Source organism: Flavobacterium sp. UM26 (assembly GCF_057922445.1).
The window spans coordinates 1-16,037 of the sequence record NZ_JBVHCY010000014.1 but is presented as its reverse complement, the minus strand read 5'-3'; the positions used below and the strand labels follow the sequence as shown (position 1 = coordinate 16,037).

Genomic DNA, 16,037 nt, shown 5'->3' with positions numbered 1-16,037 from the left:
AAAATATAGCTGCATATGAAAATAGGTATAGAAGGGCAACGCCTTTTTCGCAAGAAAAAACATGGTATGGACATGGTAGCTTTAGAACTAATAAAGAACCTGCAAGAGCTAGACCATGTAAATGACTATTTCATTTTTGTAAAACCAGATGAGGATCGTTCTGTTTTGAAAGCCACTTCGAATTTTACGATTGTAGAATTAGAAGGAGGGCCATATCCTACTTGGGAACAAATAGCATTGCCCAATGCTGCCAAAAAATATGGTTGCGACATCTTGCACTGCACTAGCAATACCGCACCTTTTTTTACATCTATTCCGCTGATAACGATTCTTCACGACATTATTTATATGGAAAGTAGTTATTTGAAAATACTGAGAAGTAGTGCCAGTACATATCAAAAATTTGGAAACATTTACAGGAAATTGGTGGTGCCTCGGGTAGTGGACAAAAGTAAAAAAGTGATTACTGTTTCTCATTTTGAAAAAAATAGGATTGGGGAGTTTTTTGGGATTAAAGACAGTACAAAATTAGACGCTATCTATAATGGGGTAAGCGAACATTTTAAACCCATTACCAATAGAGAGGAACTCAAACGGGTTAAAGAGAAATACAATTTGCCAGACCATTTTTTCTTTTTTCTGGGTAATACAGACCCTAAAAAGAATACAAAAGGAACGCTGAAAGCTTTTTCAGATTTTTTAAAACGAACAGCCTCAAATCATAAACTCGTAATGTTGGATTATGATAAAACAGAACTGAATAGCTTGTTGAATGAAATTAACGACCCCAATCTCATTCATCATATTGTGTTGACGGGCTACGTAATCAATACTGATTTGCCAGCTATTTATTCTCAGTGCGATATCTTTTTATATCCGTCACTTCGGGAAAGTTTTGGGATTCCTATGCTGGAAGCGATGTCGTGTAACGTGCCTGTAATCACATCAAACACTTCATCAATGCCTGAAATTGCAAAAGATGCTGCCCATATTGTCAATCCGTTTCAACCAGAAGAAATTACAGATGGACTCATCACCATTCTAAATAATGAAGCGTATCGCCAATCACTTTGTGAGAAAGGCTTGGAGCGCAGCAAACAGTTTTCTTGGAAAAATATGGCCAAAGAGTATTTGAAACTTTATGAAACCATTCATTTCGAACATTCAAAAAAAGCTAGACAATGATAAAAGGTAAAGATATAATAGTGGTAGGCATACAAGCCTGGGATATAGAAATAGGTAGTAATTGCAAGAATATAGCGTTGGAGTTTGCCAAACACAATCGGGTTTTATATGTAAATCCACCTATGGATAGAGCTACCATGCGAAAAGACAAGCATAAAGAAAAAATTCAAAAACGAATCAGCATCAAAAAAGGTCTCGAACCTGATTTATACGAGATTGGTACTAACCTTTGGAATTTATACCCAAAAAACAGTGTCGAATCCATTAATTGGTTGCCTATTGATAGTGTTTTTAGAATGTTGAACAGGAGAAATGCCCGTTTGTTTTCAGAAGATATTATTTCGGCGGCTGAGCGATTGAATTTTAAAGATATCATTCTCTTTAATGACAGTTCAATGTTTTTAGGAAGACATTTGAAGGAATTTTTACAGCCCAAAGTATACGCGTACTATATGCGAGATTATTTGGTAAAAGTACCGTATTGGCAAAAACACGGAGAACAAATGGAACCCGAAGTCATACAAGAAGCGGATGTTCTATTGACCAATTCTGATTTTTTTGCAGATTTTGGTTTACAATACACCGCTTATAGTTATATGGTTGGACAAGGTTGCGATGTCTCTCACTTTAGTGATGATGAAGGTATGATACAGGTTCCTGCCGAATTCAAAGATGTACCCTCGCCAATTATTGGCTATGTGGGCTCGCTTACTAGTTTAAGATTAGACATCAATTTACTTGAATATATCGCCGAGCAAAGAAAAAACTGGAGTATTGTTCTCGTGGGGCCAGAAGACGACGATTTTAAAAAATCAAAATTGCATCAATTGCCGAATGTGTATTTTTTTGGGAGTAAAGATGGCTCCGAACTTCCAGCTTATGTAAAAGGTTTTGATGTAGCCATCAATCCGCAGTTGACCAACAACTTAACGATTGGCAATTATCCAAGAAAAATCGACGAATACCTAGCTATGGGAAAACCAGTAGTTGCAACACAAACCAAAGCAATGGAAATGTTTCGTGACTATGTATACTTGGCTTCTTCAAATGAAGAGTACATTACGTTAACCGAAAAAGCTTTGGAAGAAAACTCGAAAGCATTGGCTAAACAAAGAGCCAATTTTGCCAAAAGCCACACTTGGGAAAACAATGTTAGTGCCATCTATGAAGGAATAATAAAAGCTACCAAACACAAGATACAATGGGATTGAAAGAGAAAATAAAATCCAATGAAAAATTGAAAAAACTGGTTCATTGGTCCATACTTATTCCAAAGCAAACAAGACCTAGGCTTTGGATTAAGTGGTTCGTAAATCCTTTTTATCATAAAAAAGGAAAAGGAGCTATCATTAGATATCGAACAAGATTGGACGTTGTTCCCTGGAATAAATTTGAACTTGGAGTGGATTCAACTATCGAAGATTTTTCAGCCATAAACAATGGTGTGGGTCCGGTAATTATTGGAGACCGAACCAAAATAGGACTCAGCAACACCATTATTGGTCCAGTTACCGTTGGAAATGATGTACGATTGGCACAAAACATTACCCTTTCGGGCTTGAACCATAACTATGAAGATGTTAATCGGCCCATTCATATTCAGGGAGTTTCTACAGCACCTATAAGCATTGGTGATGGCACTTGGATTGGTGCCAACGTAGTGGTTTTGGCTGGAGTGACTATTGGTAAAAATTGTGTAGTCGCAGCGGGTAGCGTGGTCACAAAAGATATTCCAAACTATGCTGTCGCTGTAGGGAATCCAGCAAGAGTATTGAAACAATACAATCTTGAAAAACAAATATGGGAAAAGGTCTAACGCTGTATAAATTTTAAGCAAGTAAAAATGATAACACTAAAGATACTATTCTGGATTTTGCTATCGGTGATAGTCTATACCTATGTAGGTTACGGTATTTTGTTGTATGCAATTATAAAAATTAGAAGGTTTTTCAAGATGGGCAAAAAGATAGAAATTGACCCTTCCTATGAACCCGAAGTGACCTTGTTTATTGCGGCATATAATGAGAAGGATTATGTAGCAGCCAAAATGAAAAACTCCTTAGCACTCGAATATCCTAAAGAAAAAATCAATATCGTTTGGGTTACCGATGGCTCTGATGATGGCACTCCTGATGTATTGAAAGAATACCCAAACACCACAGTCTATCATTTAGATGAGCGCAATGGTAAAATTGGAGCAATGAATCGAGGGATGGATTTTGTGAAAACTCCCATTGTTATTTTTAGTGATGCCAATACCAATCTTGGGAAAGAGTCCATAAGACGCATCGTAAACTTGTTTAGCAATCCAAAGGTAGGTTGCGTTTCTGGTGAAAAACGAATTGTTGATAAAGAAAGCGATGTCGCCTCTGGTGCAGGTGAAGGCATTTACTGGAAATATGAATCGACATTGAAAAAATGGGATGCCGAATTGTACTCAGTGGTAGGAGCAGCGGGAGAACTTTTTGCTATCCGAACAGACTTATATCGCCACGTTGAAAAAGACACTTTATTGGATGATTTTATCATATCACTAAGAGTCGCTCAAGAAGGCTATACCATTCAATATGACCCTGAAGCCTATGCTATCGAAACCGCTTCGGCCAACGTGAAAGAAGAATTTAAACGCAAAGTTAGAATCTCTGCGGGAGGCATTCAATCTATCGTTAGACTTCGTTCTTTGCTGAATGTTTTTAAATACGGAACCCTTTCGTTTCAATACATATCGCATCGCGTTTTGCGTTGGAGTTTAACACCTTTATGTCTCATTCTTCTTATTCCTATTTTGTCAATATTAGCCATCAACGAAGGAATTTTCTCTTTTGGTTTGTATTCCACTCTGTTTTGGTTGCAGTTGCTTTTTTATGCTTTGGCTTTATTGGGTTGGTTTTTAGAAAATAGAGAAACCAGAGTCAAGATTTTGTTTGTACCGTACTACTTTTTTATAATGAATATGTGTGTCGTTTTGGGCTTTTTTAGATATATGAAAAAGTCACAATCGGTAAACTGGGAAAGAGCACAACGAGCGAGTTAGCCTTGAATAAAGTTTGTAAACTATTAGATTTCAATTCAAAAAAGTATAGTTATGAATAGAAGAAAAGCTATCGGCGGAATTTTAGCCCTCACTGGAATTGGGGTTGCTGCCTATACGGGATTTCATTTTTTTTATGCGAAATCCAATAGAGGAGAACTCCCTAATTACAAGAATTTAATTGCGGCCTTAGTCGATGTGATTATTCCTGCTACCGAAACTCCAGGTGCGAAAGAAGCTAACGTTCAGGATTTTATTATTGACTTTATGGAATCGTGTTCTTCGAAAAAAGAATATACTAATTTCTTTAACGGATTAAATGACCTCCAAGAATCGTGTTTGGATACCTACGGCTTCCCTTTTGAAAAATGCACGCCACAACAACAAGTAGCCATCGTAAAGGATTTGGATAGTACTTACGAAGGTTCGGGTTTGTTTTCTAAAATTAGAAATAAAATATCGGGTCGTCCTTTTTTTACCATTTTAAAAGCATTAACTGTAGAAGGATATTGTACGTCAGAACTAGGAGCGACAAAACATTTAGTGTACGAACCTATTCCTGCTAGATATAAAGCAATCACCACCATTCAACCCAACCAAAAAGCTTGGGCAACAAAATAGTTATAGTATGAAAAACCAAACAGAAACAAACACCTTTGATGCTATTGTTGTAGGGTCAGGAATCAGTGGAGGATGGGCAGCGAAAGAACTCACAGAAGGCGGCTTAAAAACCTTGGTGTTAGAAAGAGGTGGACAAGTTGAACACGTTACGGGCTACACCACAGCTTTTCTGAATCCTTGGGATTTTAAAAATAGAAAGCATTTGACCAATAAAGAACTCGAGGAGCGACCCGTGCAAAGCAGTCATTGTAATGCCGCCGACAAGCATTTTTATGTCAATGACAAAGAGCATCCTTATATTCAGGTGGATCCATTTAAGTGGATTAGAGGTTATCAAGTTGGAGGGCGTTCGCTCACTTGGGGTCGACAAAGCTACCGTCTTTCAGATTTGGATTTTGAAGCCAACAAAAATGACGGTTATGGAGTCGATTGGCCCATACGCTATGCAGATTTGGCACAATGGTACGACTATGTTGAAGATTATGTTGGTATTAGCGGAAGTTCAGAGTCCATAGCTCATTTACCAGATGGTGTTTTTTTGCCTCCAATACCGATGAATGCAATAGAACAGCATTTAAAACAAAAAGTAAAAGAGCATTATTCCGATAGAGTGATAATTAACGGTAGAGTAGCAAATTTAACCCAACCCAAGAAAGGGAGGGGTCCTTGTATGTATCGCAATTTATGCAGTCGCGGCTGTCCGTTTGCGGGCTATTTTAGCAGTAACTCGGCAACATTGATAGATGCGCAGGCCACTGGGAATTTAACGTTGAGAGCGAACTCAATTGTGAAAGAAGTGCTGTATGATGCCAATACTAAAAGAGCCATCGGTATAAAAATCATTGATGCGCTGTCAAAACAAGAGCACACGTTCTACGCTAAACTAATTTTCTTAAACGCCTCGGCAATTGCCACAGCTGCTATCTTATTGAATTCTGTTTCGCCCTCTTTTCCCAACGGATTAGGGAATTCAAGCCAACAAGTCGGACACAATTTAATGGACCATATCGTCAATGAAGGAACCTACGGAACTTTTGATGGATTGTTGGATAAATATTACGAAGGGAGGTCGCCTGGAACTATTTATATTCCAAGATTTCAAAACATAAATAAGCAAACGCAAAACCCTGATTTTGTCAGAGGATATGGCATTCAAGGAAAAGGAGAGCGGGAGAATTGGGAGTCAAAACCCACACAAGGTTTTGGCGCAGCTTTAAAAGCACAACTGCAAACTCCCGGTAAATGGACGATTTCTCTTGGTGGGCGAGGGGAAGTGCTGCCAAATTATGAAAATAAAATTACGTTAGATACCCAAAATCTAGACCAATGGGGATTGCCATTGGTTAAGGTTCATTTTAAATATGGTGCCAACGAATTAGCAATGATGGAACATATGACAAAATCGAGTGAGGAAATTTTAACCAAAGCAGGGTTCAAAAATGTAGGGAGTTATAGAACGAGTCCACCCCCAGGCTCAGCTGTACACGAAATGGGAACGGCAAGAATGGGAAATGACCCCAAAACTTCGGTTCTGAACAAATACAATCAAATGCACGATGTCAAAAATGTATTCATTACAGATGGTAGTTGTATGACTTCATCGGCTTGCCAAAATCCCTCTTTGACTTATATGGCACTTACCGTACGAGCTTGCCGATATGCAATCGAGCAATTTAAATCCAACAAGTTATGAGTTTTCTAAAAAAAATAGTACTGCTCTCGGGCTTAATTTGTCTGGTATTTGGAATGGTTTATGTCATCAAACAGCCCAAATATTCCATAAAAACCAAAGGGAAATTATATGTTGTCAATAAAACAAGCCGAAGCATTACTGTTTTTGATTTAGAAAAAGGGGAAGAGATAAAAGAGTTGCCCATTGCAATAGAGCCACACGAAGCAACAGTAGTAACCAACCCGAACAGAATAGTAGTCACAAATTATGGCGCTATTGATGCAAAGGGTAAAAGCATTACAGTCATTGATGCAGAGAAGAACAGTATCATAAAGACAATAGATTTGGGGAATAAGGGTGCCAGTCCTCACGGTATTATTACTTTGCAAAACCCAAACAAAGTTGGTGTGGTGTCTGATGATGGCAACCATCTATCAGTAGTCAATGTTGAAACTGGAATCGTAGAAAAGCAGATAGCCACCCAACAAAAAGTCAGTCATTTATTGGTCAAACATCCTCTTAAGCCAATTGTTTATGTAACCAATATTGGTTCTGGTTCTGTAAGTGTAATTGATATTGAAAGCAATAAAGTTGTTCAAATTATACCTTGCGGAAAGAGTGCAGAAGGGATTGCTATTTCAAAAGATGGTTCAGAAATATGGGTTTCAAATCTCAAAGAAAATTACGTTTCGGTTATCAATACTTCAACAAATAAAGAAACAGCTCGATTGAAAACTGGAAAAGAGCCCTTAAGAGTAAAGTTTTCAATTGACGGAAAGTATGGATTGGTTGCTAATGCTAGTGAGGGGACAATTTCAGTTTTTGATACCCAATCCAAGAAGCTTTTTAAAACCATAGTTATTCCAGGTAATAAAAATGTTTTCGAAAAAATCATCTACCGCACGCCTCGACCTGTTGGTATATTGATGCATCCTAACGGATTGTATGCCTTTGTTTCCAATTTTACGGCAGGTAGAGTTGAGGTTATTGATATGCAAAACTTTACCATTAGTAGTAGTATCAAAGTTGGGAAAATGCCAGACGGCTTAGCAATTGTATTATAGTTTTTGTTATGATGAGTAAGAAAGTAAAATATGGAATCCTATCACTTGCAATTGTATTCGTTGCTTTTCAAGTGGTCCGTTTTATTGCTAGATTACCATCGTATACCATACAAACCACAGGTAAATTATATATTGTGAGTAAGGTTGGCGAGAGTGTTCACGTATTTGATTTATTTACTGGGAAAGAAATAAATGAAATTCCTATTGATATTTTATCTCACGAAGCAGTTGCAACTTCGGATGAGAAAAGAGTGGTGCTTACAAATTACGGGGCTAGTGATGGCAATGTTTTGAAAATCATTGATACTAAAAAGAACAAAGTAGAAAAAACGATAGACTTAGAAGACAATATAAAAGTTAATGGGATTGTAGCTTTTCCAGAACCCAATAAAGTTGGGGTGATTGATTATGTTACTAATACATTATTAGTAATTAATATTGATACCGATAGTATTGAAAGAAAAATACAAACCCAACAAAAAAAGAGTCATCTTATAGTGTTGCACCCAAGTAAAGCCATTGCTTATGTTACGAACATAGGTTCAAGTTCAGTGAGCGTTATCGACTTACATCTCAATAAAGTGATTAAGATAATTCCTTGTGGGTTAGGAAGAAAAGGCATCGATATTACCCCAGATGGCTCAGAATTATGGGCCACTAATAATAAAGAGAATACTATTTCGGTAATAAATACCTCGACTTATAAAGTTACCCATACTTTGAAAACAGGTGATGACCCATTAAAGCTTAAATTCTCAACAGACGGGAAGTATTGTTTAGTGGCTAATGCGATAGAAGGTACTGTTTATGTGTATAATCAAAAATTAAAAAAGAAGATAAAAACCATTGTATTTCACGGGAAAACAACATTAGTAGAGAAATTACTATATCATACACCGCGTCCCGTGAATATTGTAATGCATCCCAATGGAATGTATGCTTTCGTTTCTAATTCCAATGCTAATAAAATTGAAGTGATTGATATGAAAACTTTTGAAATTGTAAGCACCATAGGAACAGGAAGAGTTCCAGATGCTATTGCATTTGTAAATTAATTTATCCTCTGAATTCCTATTCAGTGGTGTGTTTTTTAGAATAAGTAGTTCCAAAAAATGGAAAGCATTTCTAATTTATGGATAAGAATGAATTTCTATATATGGGGTAAAGCGCCTAAATATCAGCGTTTTAGATGGATATTTTTTTTGGTGTTGTTTTTGGATACTCAAAAACATCAAAATAAAGCACATTGTAAATTGAGATAAAACTTAACCTAAAAACATTCTAATTTAAAGGATATGAATAATTTAAAAACCTTCATTAAAAATGCGCAGCAAAATAGCAATTCAGTATGGATAGTGTTATTTGTTATTATGATTTTGTTAAACTCTTGTAGTAAAGACCCTGAAGATTTTACTACTGACCCTCCTCCAGTTTCTGGTGAAGTTACCATTGATAATCTAAAGGCTTCTTCAACTTTTACTTGGAAAAATACTCAAGATGCCAAAGTAACCCTTCGAACAAAGGACAATCAAGGAAATGCCGTTCCTGGTGTAAAAGTGAGCGTTTGGACTAATTTTGAAGAAGAAAATGGAAAAGAGATTATCAACGGTATAACCAATGAACAAGGAGAATTTATAGTAGATTACACTTTCGAAGCCGATATGAAAGAAGTTGTTTTAAAAACAGACTTTATTGGTTTTGTTCCAGAAACGAAAGTGCCACTAGAAAATGGAGCAGTCAATTTTACTTTTGGAGGTTCAAGAAATACCCAAAAAAGCCAAAAAACTAGCAGCAAACCCTTTTCTTCCAAACAAGCATCAGCACTTTACAGTAAAACGAGTGCTGGTATAAAAATTAACTATATCGGGACTTATAACAACAACGGAGTGCCCAATTATTTAATGAGCAAACCCGATGTGATTGATAAAAATTTCCTAATTGATGTCAATAATGCTTTGCCCGAGAATATGCCCGTTCCTACCTATCATCCTGAGTATCTTTTAGGGAGTAGTCAGCACAATTTAGTGATTTTAGATAAAGCCGAAGTATGGATTACTTTTGTTTCTGAGGGAGCTGGATATAAAAATGCATTGGCATACTATACTTATGACAGAGATTTTCCGCCAAAAACTCCAGCGGATGTTAAAGAATGTAAGGTGATTTTTCCTAATGCCTCATTTGCAGGTTCAGGAGGAGGATTGTATTCTGGAGATAAAGTTTCTTTAGGTGTTTTCGAAAAAAACACAGTAATTGGATGGATGTTGTTGCGTAATGGTTGGAGCGATAGTGCAAGACAAGCAACAGAAGGTTTGGGTTTATTGTACTCTAATTTAGAGTTAAATCCAGAACCAGATATGAAATACCGTCAACATACAGTTATGTTGTATGATGAGAAAAGAAGTTTGTTCGTACTTGGATTTGAAGATTTAATTCGCCCAGGCGGAGACAATGATTTTAATGATGCTGTTTTCTATGCTACTGCAAATCCAATTAAAAATGTTGAAATATTCGATGTTCAAAAAATAAACCCTGACCGAATTGATACTGATAAAGATGGTATAATCGATAGTTCGGATGATTATCCAAATGACCCGAAACTAGCATTTAATAACTATTACCCAAGTAGTAATACTAACGGAACCCTTGCTTTTGAGGATTTATGGCCAGCAAAAGGAGATTATGACTTCAATGATTTGGTAGTTGATTACAATTTTAATAGAATTACAAATGCTCAAAATAAAGTAGTTAGCTTGAAAGGAAAATTCACAGTAAAAGCTATTGGGGCAAGTTATCAAAATGGGTTTGGTTTCTCAATTCCAGGTGTAACGCCTTCGCAAATTGCATCTGTGACTGGAACGAAGTATACAGAAGGTTACATCAAAACAAACGGAAACGGAACAGAAGCGGGTCAAAAAAATGCGACGATAATTGTTTTCGACAATGCTTGGAAACAAGGTGCGGGTAATACCAACCCAGGCCAACCATATGTAGCCTCACAGCCTATTGAAGTCACTATAGATTTAGTCAACCCAATTGATGTTAGTGCCTTTGGAATGGCGCCTTTCAACCCATTTATTATTGTAAATAAAGAAAGAGGGAAAGAAGTTCATTTGCCAAATTACCCACCAACAGATTTGGCAGACAAAGCCTATTTCGGAACTTCTTTTGACAACACTCAGTCGTCCATAGGGAAATATTACAAAACCAAAGACAATTTACCTTGGGCTATAGATTTCCCTAGTAGTTTTGATTATCCAATTGAAAAAGCTAAAATTGATGCCAGTCACTTGAAATTTATAAATTGGGTTTTAAGCAATGGCGTAGAATACAAAAATTGGTATAAAAACGAAGCTGGGCATAGAAACAGTTCCAATATTTATAACAAATGATAAAGATTTGATACAACACTTCATTATATTGAAGTAAACAAAGAACTCCTTAAATTGCTTAAGGAGTTTTTTGTATGCTATAGTTTTTTCCGTTGCCATCGGAATACTTTGAATCAGTTGAGCAAATCTTTGTTTAAGTTCAATCTCTTTGATGAGCTAGATTTTGATAAATTATAAAAGCAAAAAAACTCCTTAATTGCTTAAGGAGTTTCTTGGTGGGCGATGAGGGGTTCGAACCCCCGACCCCCTCGGTGTAAACGAGGTGCTCTGAACCAGCTGAGCTAATCGCCCTATTTTACTAGGTTGCTATCATTTCGTGATTGCGAGTGCAAATATACAACCCTTTTCGGGATGTGCAAGTAAAAATGAAAAAAAATTACAAAATTTCTGCAACCACAAAAGTACTTCCGCCTACGTAGACAAAGTCTGTAGGAGCAGTGTTTTTCAACGCTTCTTCGTAGGCTTCTGAAACAGAAGAATATACTTTTCCATTAAGACCAAATAACTGCGCTTCGTTTTGTAGTGTGGTTGCATCTAAGCCACGTGGAATATTTGGTTTACAAAAATAATAAATGGCGTTTTTTGGAAACAAAGGCAAGACTTCTTTCAAATCTTTATCATTTACTACTCCCAAAACGATATGCAATTGGTCAAATTTCTCTTTTTGAATTTGACGCATCACAATTTCAAGTCCATTTTTGTTGTGGGCGGTGTCAGCAATTACTTTGGGTTGCTCTTTCAACTGTTGCCAACGACCTTGTAGTCCTGTGTTTTTTATTACGTTGGCCATACCAGTTTGGAGTTGTTTTGGCGTAACTAATATGGATTTGTTTTCGTTCAAAACGGCTATGGTCTGCATTACCGTTTTCTTGTTGTGCACTTGGTAATCGCCTAATAAATCCGACGGATAAGTACTCGAAATCAAATCCGAGGCCAAATGAATTTCAGCAAAACAACTTTTGGCTTTGCTAATAAAAACAGGCAAGGTTTCTGGAGTATATTCGCCAATCACTACGGGAATGCTGGGTTTTATGATGCCAGCTTTTTCGCCAGCAATAGCCGCTAGTGTATTTCCTAGAAATTGAGTGTGGTCCAATCCTATATTGGTAATAATCGAAACTAATGGCGTAATAATATTAGTAGCATCCAATCGGCCACCCATTCCAACTTCTATAATGGCGATGTCGACTTGTTCTTTTACAAAATAATCAAAAGCCAAACCCACGGTCATTTCGAAGAAACTCATATCCTGTGCTTCAAAAAACGAACGGTGTTGGTTCACAAAATCACACACAAAGCCCTCTGGAATTTCTTCCCAAGCTTGTTCTGGATTGGCATTCGAAATAATTTTGATGCGCTCTCTAAAATCCGTAAGATGAGGTGAAGTGTACAAGCCTACTTTTAATCCCGCTTCTTTAAGAACAGAGGCTAGGAGGTGAGAAGTAGAACCTTTGCCATTGGTGCCCGCCACGTGTATGCATCGCAGTTTTTGCTCGGGATGCCCCAAGTAGTCGGCTAACAAATGTACGTTGGTCAGATCTTTTTTATAAGCCGATGCGCCTTGTAATTGATACATTGGCAACTGATTGTATAGCCAGAGAAGGGTTTCTTGATAATTCATTTTTTGAGCAAAAAAGAGGTGTTTAAAATAATTTTCATTTTTTTTAGTTTAATACTAGAACGAAAAGTATCTTTAGTGCAAAATTGAAATATTTTTTAGAATTAATTCGTAAAAATCAAGAATAAAATATGTTTACTTTACTCTCTCTACAAGCCGACTCACTTACTGCTGCGACTTCTACTGCTGTTATTGAAAATGTTGCTCCAAATACTGAAATTTCGGTATTGGAATTTATTTTGAAAGGTGGGGTTTTCCTTATTCCAATTGCCATTTTATTGTTTTATACCTTTTATGTTATTGCCGAAAGATATATGTATATTGATAAAGCCTCCAAAATAGACGATCGTTTGTTACGCGATGTGGGAGAGCAATTGCAATCCGGAAATATAGAATTGGCTAGAGCCATCGTTGAGCGTTCTACAACGGCTTCAAGCACAATTATAAAAGAAGGAATTCTGGTGATTGGTCGTCCCATCGCAGAAATTGAATCGAATATGGATCGCGCGGCCGATATCGAAATTGGACAAATGGAAAAGCATTTAGGCCATTTGGGATTAATTGCAGGTATTGCTCCAACCTTAGGATTTATCGGAACCATTTCAGGGGTAATCAAGATTTTTTACAGCATTTCGGTTACAGAAAACATCAGTATCGGAAACATTTCTGGTGGATTGTACGAGAAAATGATTAGTAGTGGTGCTGGATTAATTGTTGGAATCATCGCCTACAGTGCCTACCATTTGCTGAACGGGAAGATTGATAATTTTGCGCTAAAAGTGCAAAAACAGATTTTAGAATTTGTAAATATTATTCAAAGAGCATAGTTATGGCGATAAAAAGAAAAAGAAGATTTCACGCCGAAGTAGCGACCTCTTCGCTCAGCGATATTATGTTTTTCTTATTGTTGTTTTTCCTAATCATCTCCACACTGGCCAATCCCAATGTGATTAAAATGACTTTGCCCAAAGCCAAGTCCAACGAAAAAACGAATAAGCAGTACATTAGCCTTTCGGTTACCGAAGACAAAAAGTTCTACCTCGACAAACAACCCGTTGCTTTCGAAGACCTAGAAACCACTTTGATGGGAAAAATGAGTGGCGAAAAAGACCAAACGGTCATCGTCCGAATTCCATTCAACTTACAAGTTCAAGATTTAGTAGACGTCCTTCAAATCGGCGTCAAAAATAACCTAAAGTTTGTAATAGCCACCAGTCCAAAATAAGTATAATTTGGGCGTGACCGCAGAAAAGCAAAGGGGCGAATAACACCTATGCTATTCGCCCCTTTGCTTTTCTGCGGTCGGGCTATCCGCGCTACTTCGGTAGCCAGCTCCTATCCCTCACGCATTTCAGTAAGTCGATTGATTGTATAAAAATTTTTATAAAATCACTTAAAAAGAACTGCCTTCGATTATACTTTTCTGTGGCTTGGATTTCCAGCAAGGTTTTTTTAAACCTTGTAGGTATACTATTGATGAAGGAATACCTACAAGGTCTGGAAAAAGACCTTGCAGGAACGGTTATTGCCTGATAAGTTGCTTCAAATTAACTACTCGATTAGCTGATTTGTTTTTTTATAAAAGCACCTAAAATAAACTATGTTCGGTTATACTTTTCTGTGGCTTGGATTTCCTGCAAGGTTTTTTTAAACCTTGTAGGTATACTATTGATGAAGGAATACCTACAAGGTCTGGAAAAAGACCTTGCAGGAACGGTTATTGCCTGATGAGTTACTTCAAATTAACTACTTGATTAGCTGATTTGTTTTTTTATAAAATCACTTAAAAAGAACTGCCTTCGGTAATACTTTTCTGTGGCTTGGATTTCCTGCAAGGTTTTTTTAAACCTTGTAGGTATACTATTGATGAAGGAATACCTACAAGGTCTGGAAAAAGACCTTGCAGGAACGGTTATTGCCTGATGAGTTACTTCAAATTAACTACTTGATTAGCTGATTTGTTTTTTTATAAAATCACTTAAAAAGAACTGCCTTCGGTAATACTTTTCTGTGGCTTGGATTTCCTGCAAGGTTTTTTTTAACCTTGTAGGTATACTATTGATGAAGGAATACCTACAAGGTCTGGAAAAAGACCTTGCAGGAACGGTTATTGCCTGATGAGTTACTTCAAATTAACTACTCGATTAGGTGATTTGTTTTTTTATAAAAGCACCTAAAATAAACTATGTTCGGTAATACTTTTCTGTGGCTTGGATTTCCTGCAAGGTTTTTTTAACCTTGTAGGTATCTATTAATTAATTATGAAGGAGTGCCTAAATACCTAGAATGTCTGAAAAATGACCTTGCAGGAATGAGTTCTGCCCAACGGCTTAATTCAAATTGAAATTATAAACAATCTTGCCAACTTGTTTCTCTGGTGCGTTGCTGCTAGCGTCCCATTTGGTGTTCATCGCTGCAATTTTGGCTTGGTCCAGAAGACATTTGGCGGTATTGGTGGTTCCTTTACTTCCGGCAATGGCGCTTATGGTGTTGCCGTTACGGTCTACAGCTACTTCTACAACTACTTTGCCTACTTCGTTGCAAGTGTATTTTGGGACAGGTTTTGAGATGGCTCTGCGGTTGCCTAAAGAATAGCCCGCTCCACCACCAGAGCCTCCGCCGCTTCCAGCACCATAACCACTTCCGGTGCCAATGCCATTTCCGGTTCCGTTGCCGCCGCCTGTTCCTCCACCAGAACCTCCGGAGCCATAATAATCTTTGGCGCTTAAACTTCCGTTGGCTTTTCCTTTGTTGCCCGCTACTTTATCGTCGCCATCGCCTCCTTTGTTGGAGCCTTTTAAAATACTTGACAAGGCATCGTTGGTTGTGTTGGAAACTTTTGGTTTTTCGACAACGGGTTTTGGGGTTTCTTTTGGGGTAGGCGTGGTGTTTTTTACTTTCTCCTTTTTAGGAATGACTACACTTTCCTCTGTAGCCGTTTCTTGTGATAAGATGGCCTCGTCTGGAGTTGCCGATGTGGGGGCAACTTTGGTTTGGTTTTTTACGTCCAACACTTCACTTTGGTAATCGGCACCCTGTCCCATTTCGCTATCGCCAAAGTTGACCGTAAGGCCACCACCGCCACCGCCAGCAAGTGCTGTAAAGGAATCGGGGTTGTAGGGAGGCCAAAAGCGGATAAAAAATAAAATCAACAGCAGTATTCCGTAGATTACTAGGGAAAAGGCTATGGCTTTTTTCTTATCTGAGGTAACTGGGGATTGCATTATGGTTTTGAATTTTAAGTATGGGTTAAAAACGCTGAAAAGTACTAAAAATTGTCAAGAAAAGAGAAGCGTTATATTGAAAATGATATCAAAAATTGAGGTTGTTGCTCTCTAGCCCCGATTACTATGATATATACAAACTAAAAATTTATTTATTTTTTAGTTTAAAAAAAGACATAACAAGCCTTCGAATAAGAATTACACGAAGGTTTGTTGTGCCTTTCATAAGTTAT

At 37.4% G+C, this 16,037-nt stretch carries 13 protein-coding genes and 1 tRNA gene; 11 read left to right on the top strand and 3 right to left on the bottom strand.

All coding sequences use genetic code 11. The features are described from left to right. Positions 1-15: 15 nt before the first annotated feature. The 9 genes from ACZ1AQ_RS14345 (at position 16) to ACZ1AQ_RS14305 (ending at position 10,962) form a co-directional block, all read left to right on the top strand. A complete protein-coding gene (locus tag ACZ1AQ_RS14345; RefSeq protein WP_489633550.1) occupies positions 16-1,185 on the top strand; it encodes a glycosyltransferase family 4 protein in 1,170 nt (389 codons plus the stop codon). Beyond that, positions 1,182-2,396 carry a glycosyltransferase gene (locus ACZ1AQ_RS14340; protein ID WP_489633549.1) on the top strand — a complete coding sequence of 405 codons (1,215 nt, stop codon included), beginning with the start codon at positions 1,182-1,184 and terminating at the stop codon, positions 2,394-2,396. Before ACZ1AQ_RS14345 ends, ACZ1AQ_RS14340 begins: the two co-directional genes overlap by 4 nt. Next, positions 2,387-3,001, top strand: coding sequence for an acyltransferase (locus tag ACZ1AQ_RS14335; RefSeq protein ID WP_489633548.1), 615 nt, complete (start codon positions 2,387-2,389; stop codon positions 2,999-3,001). Before ACZ1AQ_RS14340 ends, ACZ1AQ_RS14335 begins: the two co-directional genes overlap by 10 nt. Positions 3,002-3,028: 27 nt before the next feature. Beyond that, positions 3,029-4,219: a glycosyltransferase family 2 protein gene (locus ACZ1AQ_RS14330; RefSeq protein ID WP_489633547.1), complete on the top strand. Its 1,191-nt coding sequence runs from the start codon at positions 3,029-3,031 to the stop codon at positions 4,217-4,219. Positions 4,220-4,270: 51 nt separating this feature from the next. After that, positions 4,271-4,837: a gluconate 2-dehydrogenase subunit 3 family protein gene (locus ACZ1AQ_RS14325; protein WP_489633546.1), complete on the top strand. Its 567-nt coding sequence runs from the start codon at positions 4,271-4,273 to the stop codon at positions 4,835-4,837. 7 nt (positions 4,838-4,844) lie between these two features. Next, positions 4,845-6,530, top strand: coding sequence for an FAD-dependent oxidoreductase (locus ACZ1AQ_RS14320; protein WP_489633545.1), 1,686 nt, complete (start codon positions 4,845-4,847; stop codon positions 6,528-6,530). Further along, positions 6,527-7,573, top strand: a complete 1,047-nt coding sequence (locus tag ACZ1AQ_RS14315) for a beta-propeller fold lactonase family protein (protein ID WP_489633544.1) — start codon at positions 6,527-6,529, stop codon at positions 7,571-7,573. The genes ACZ1AQ_RS14320 and ACZ1AQ_RS14315 overlap by 4 nt, the downstream gene beginning before the upstream one ends. An 8-nt stretch (positions 7,574-7,581) precedes the next feature. Then, on the top strand, positions 7,582-8,628 hold the full coding sequence (locus ACZ1AQ_RS14310) for a cytochrome D1 domain-containing protein (RefSeq protein ID WP_489633543.1): 1,047 nt from the start codon (positions 7,582-7,584) through the stop codon (positions 8,626-8,628). A 240-nt stretch (positions 8,629-8,868) separates the two neighbouring features. After that, positions 8,869-10,962, top strand: coding sequence for an LruC domain-containing protein (locus ACZ1AQ_RS14305; RefSeq protein ID WP_489633542.1), 2,094 nt, complete (start codon positions 8,869-8,871; stop codon positions 10,960-10,962). Between the two features lie 213 nt (positions 10,963-11,175). On the opposite strand, the gene ACZ1AQ_RS14300 is transcribed toward ACZ1AQ_RS14305, so the two are convergent. Both ACZ1AQ_RS14300 and ACZ1AQ_RS14295 read right to left on the bottom strand, forming a co-directional pair. Further along, positions 11,176-11,253, bottom strand: a tRNA-Val gene (locus ACZ1AQ_RS14300). A gap of 85 nt (positions 11,254-11,338) precedes the next feature. Then, the gene (locus tag ACZ1AQ_RS14295) at positions 11,339-12,583 is read right to left on the bottom strand and encodes a bifunctional folylpolyglutamate synthase/dihydrofolate synthase (RefSeq protein WP_489633541.1); all 1,245 of its coding nucleotides are present in this window, start codon (positions 12,581-12,583) and stop codon (positions 11,339-11,341) included. A gap of 128 nt (positions 12,584-12,711) precedes the next feature. Here ACZ1AQ_RS14295 and ACZ1AQ_RS14290 point away from each other — a divergent pair, with 128 nt between their 5' ends. Beyond that, complete coding sequence (locus tag ACZ1AQ_RS14290; protein ID WP_489633540.1) at positions 12,712-13,407, top strand: MotA/TolQ/ExbB proton channel family protein; 696 nt, start codon at positions 12,712-12,714, stop codon at positions 13,405-13,407. 2 nt (positions 13,408-13,409) lie between these two features. After that, positions 13,410-13,805, top strand: a complete 396-nt coding sequence (locus ACZ1AQ_RS14285; protein WP_064716242.1) for an ExbD/TolR family protein — start codon at positions 13,410-13,412, stop codon at positions 13,803-13,805. A 1,105-nt stretch (positions 13,806-14,910) separates the two neighbouring features. Here the strand turns inward: ACZ1AQ_RS14285 and ACZ1AQ_RS14280 are convergent. Beyond that, a complete protein-coding gene (locus ACZ1AQ_RS14280) occupies positions 14,911-15,804 on the bottom strand; it encodes an energy transducer TonB (RefSeq protein ID WP_489633539.1) in 894 nt (297 codons plus the stop codon). Positions 15,805-16,037 lie beyond the last annotated feature (233 nt).

Coding starts and splice junctions, on each gene's coding strand:
- ACZ1AQ_RS14345 (WP_489633550.1), top strand. CDS start 16: ATGAAAATAGGTATAGAAGGGCAACGCCTTTTTCGCAAGAAAAAACAT.
- ACZ1AQ_RS14340 (WP_489633549.1), top strand. CDS start 1,182: ATGATAAAAGGTAAAGATATAATAGTGGTAGGCATACAAGCCTGGGAT.
- ACZ1AQ_RS14335 (WP_489633548.1), top strand. CDS start 2,387: ATGGGATTGAAAGAGAAAATAAAATCCAATGAAAAATTGAAAAAACTG.
- ACZ1AQ_RS14330 (WP_489633547.1), top strand. CDS start 3,029: ATGATAACACTAAAGATACTATTCTGGATTTTGCTATCGGTGATAGTC.
- ACZ1AQ_RS14325 (WP_489633546.1), top strand. CDS start 4,271: ATGAATAGAAGAAAAGCTATCGGCGGAATTTTAGCCCTCACTGGAATT.
- ACZ1AQ_RS14320 (WP_489633545.1), top strand. CDS start 4,845: ATGAAAAACCAAACAGAAACAAACACCTTTGATGCTATTGTTGTAGGG.
- ACZ1AQ_RS14315 (WP_489633544.1), top strand. CDS start 6,527: ATGAGTTTTCTAAAAAAAATAGTACTGCTCTCGGGCTTAATTTGTCTG.
- ACZ1AQ_RS14310 (WP_489633543.1), top strand. CDS start 7,582: ATGATGAGTAAGAAAGTAAAATATGGAATCCTATCACTTGCAATTGTA.
- ACZ1AQ_RS14305 (WP_489633542.1), top strand. CDS start 8,869: ATGAATAATTTAAAAACCTTCATTAAAAATGCGCAGCAAAATAGCAAT.
- ACZ1AQ_RS14295 (WP_489633541.1), bottom strand. CDS start 12,583: ATGAATTATCAAGAAACCCTTCTCTGGCTATACAATCAGTTGCCAATG.
- ACZ1AQ_RS14290 (WP_489633540.1), top strand. CDS start 12,712: ATGTTTACTTTACTCTCTCTACAAGCCGACTCACTTACTGCTGCGACT.
- ACZ1AQ_RS14285 (WP_064716242.1), top strand. CDS start 13,410: ATGGCGATAAAAAGAAAAAGAAGATTTCACGCCGAAGTAGCGACCTCT.
- ACZ1AQ_RS14280 (WP_489633539.1), bottom strand. CDS start 15,804: ATGCAATCCCCAGTTACCTCAGATAAGAAAAAAGCCATAGCCTTTTCC.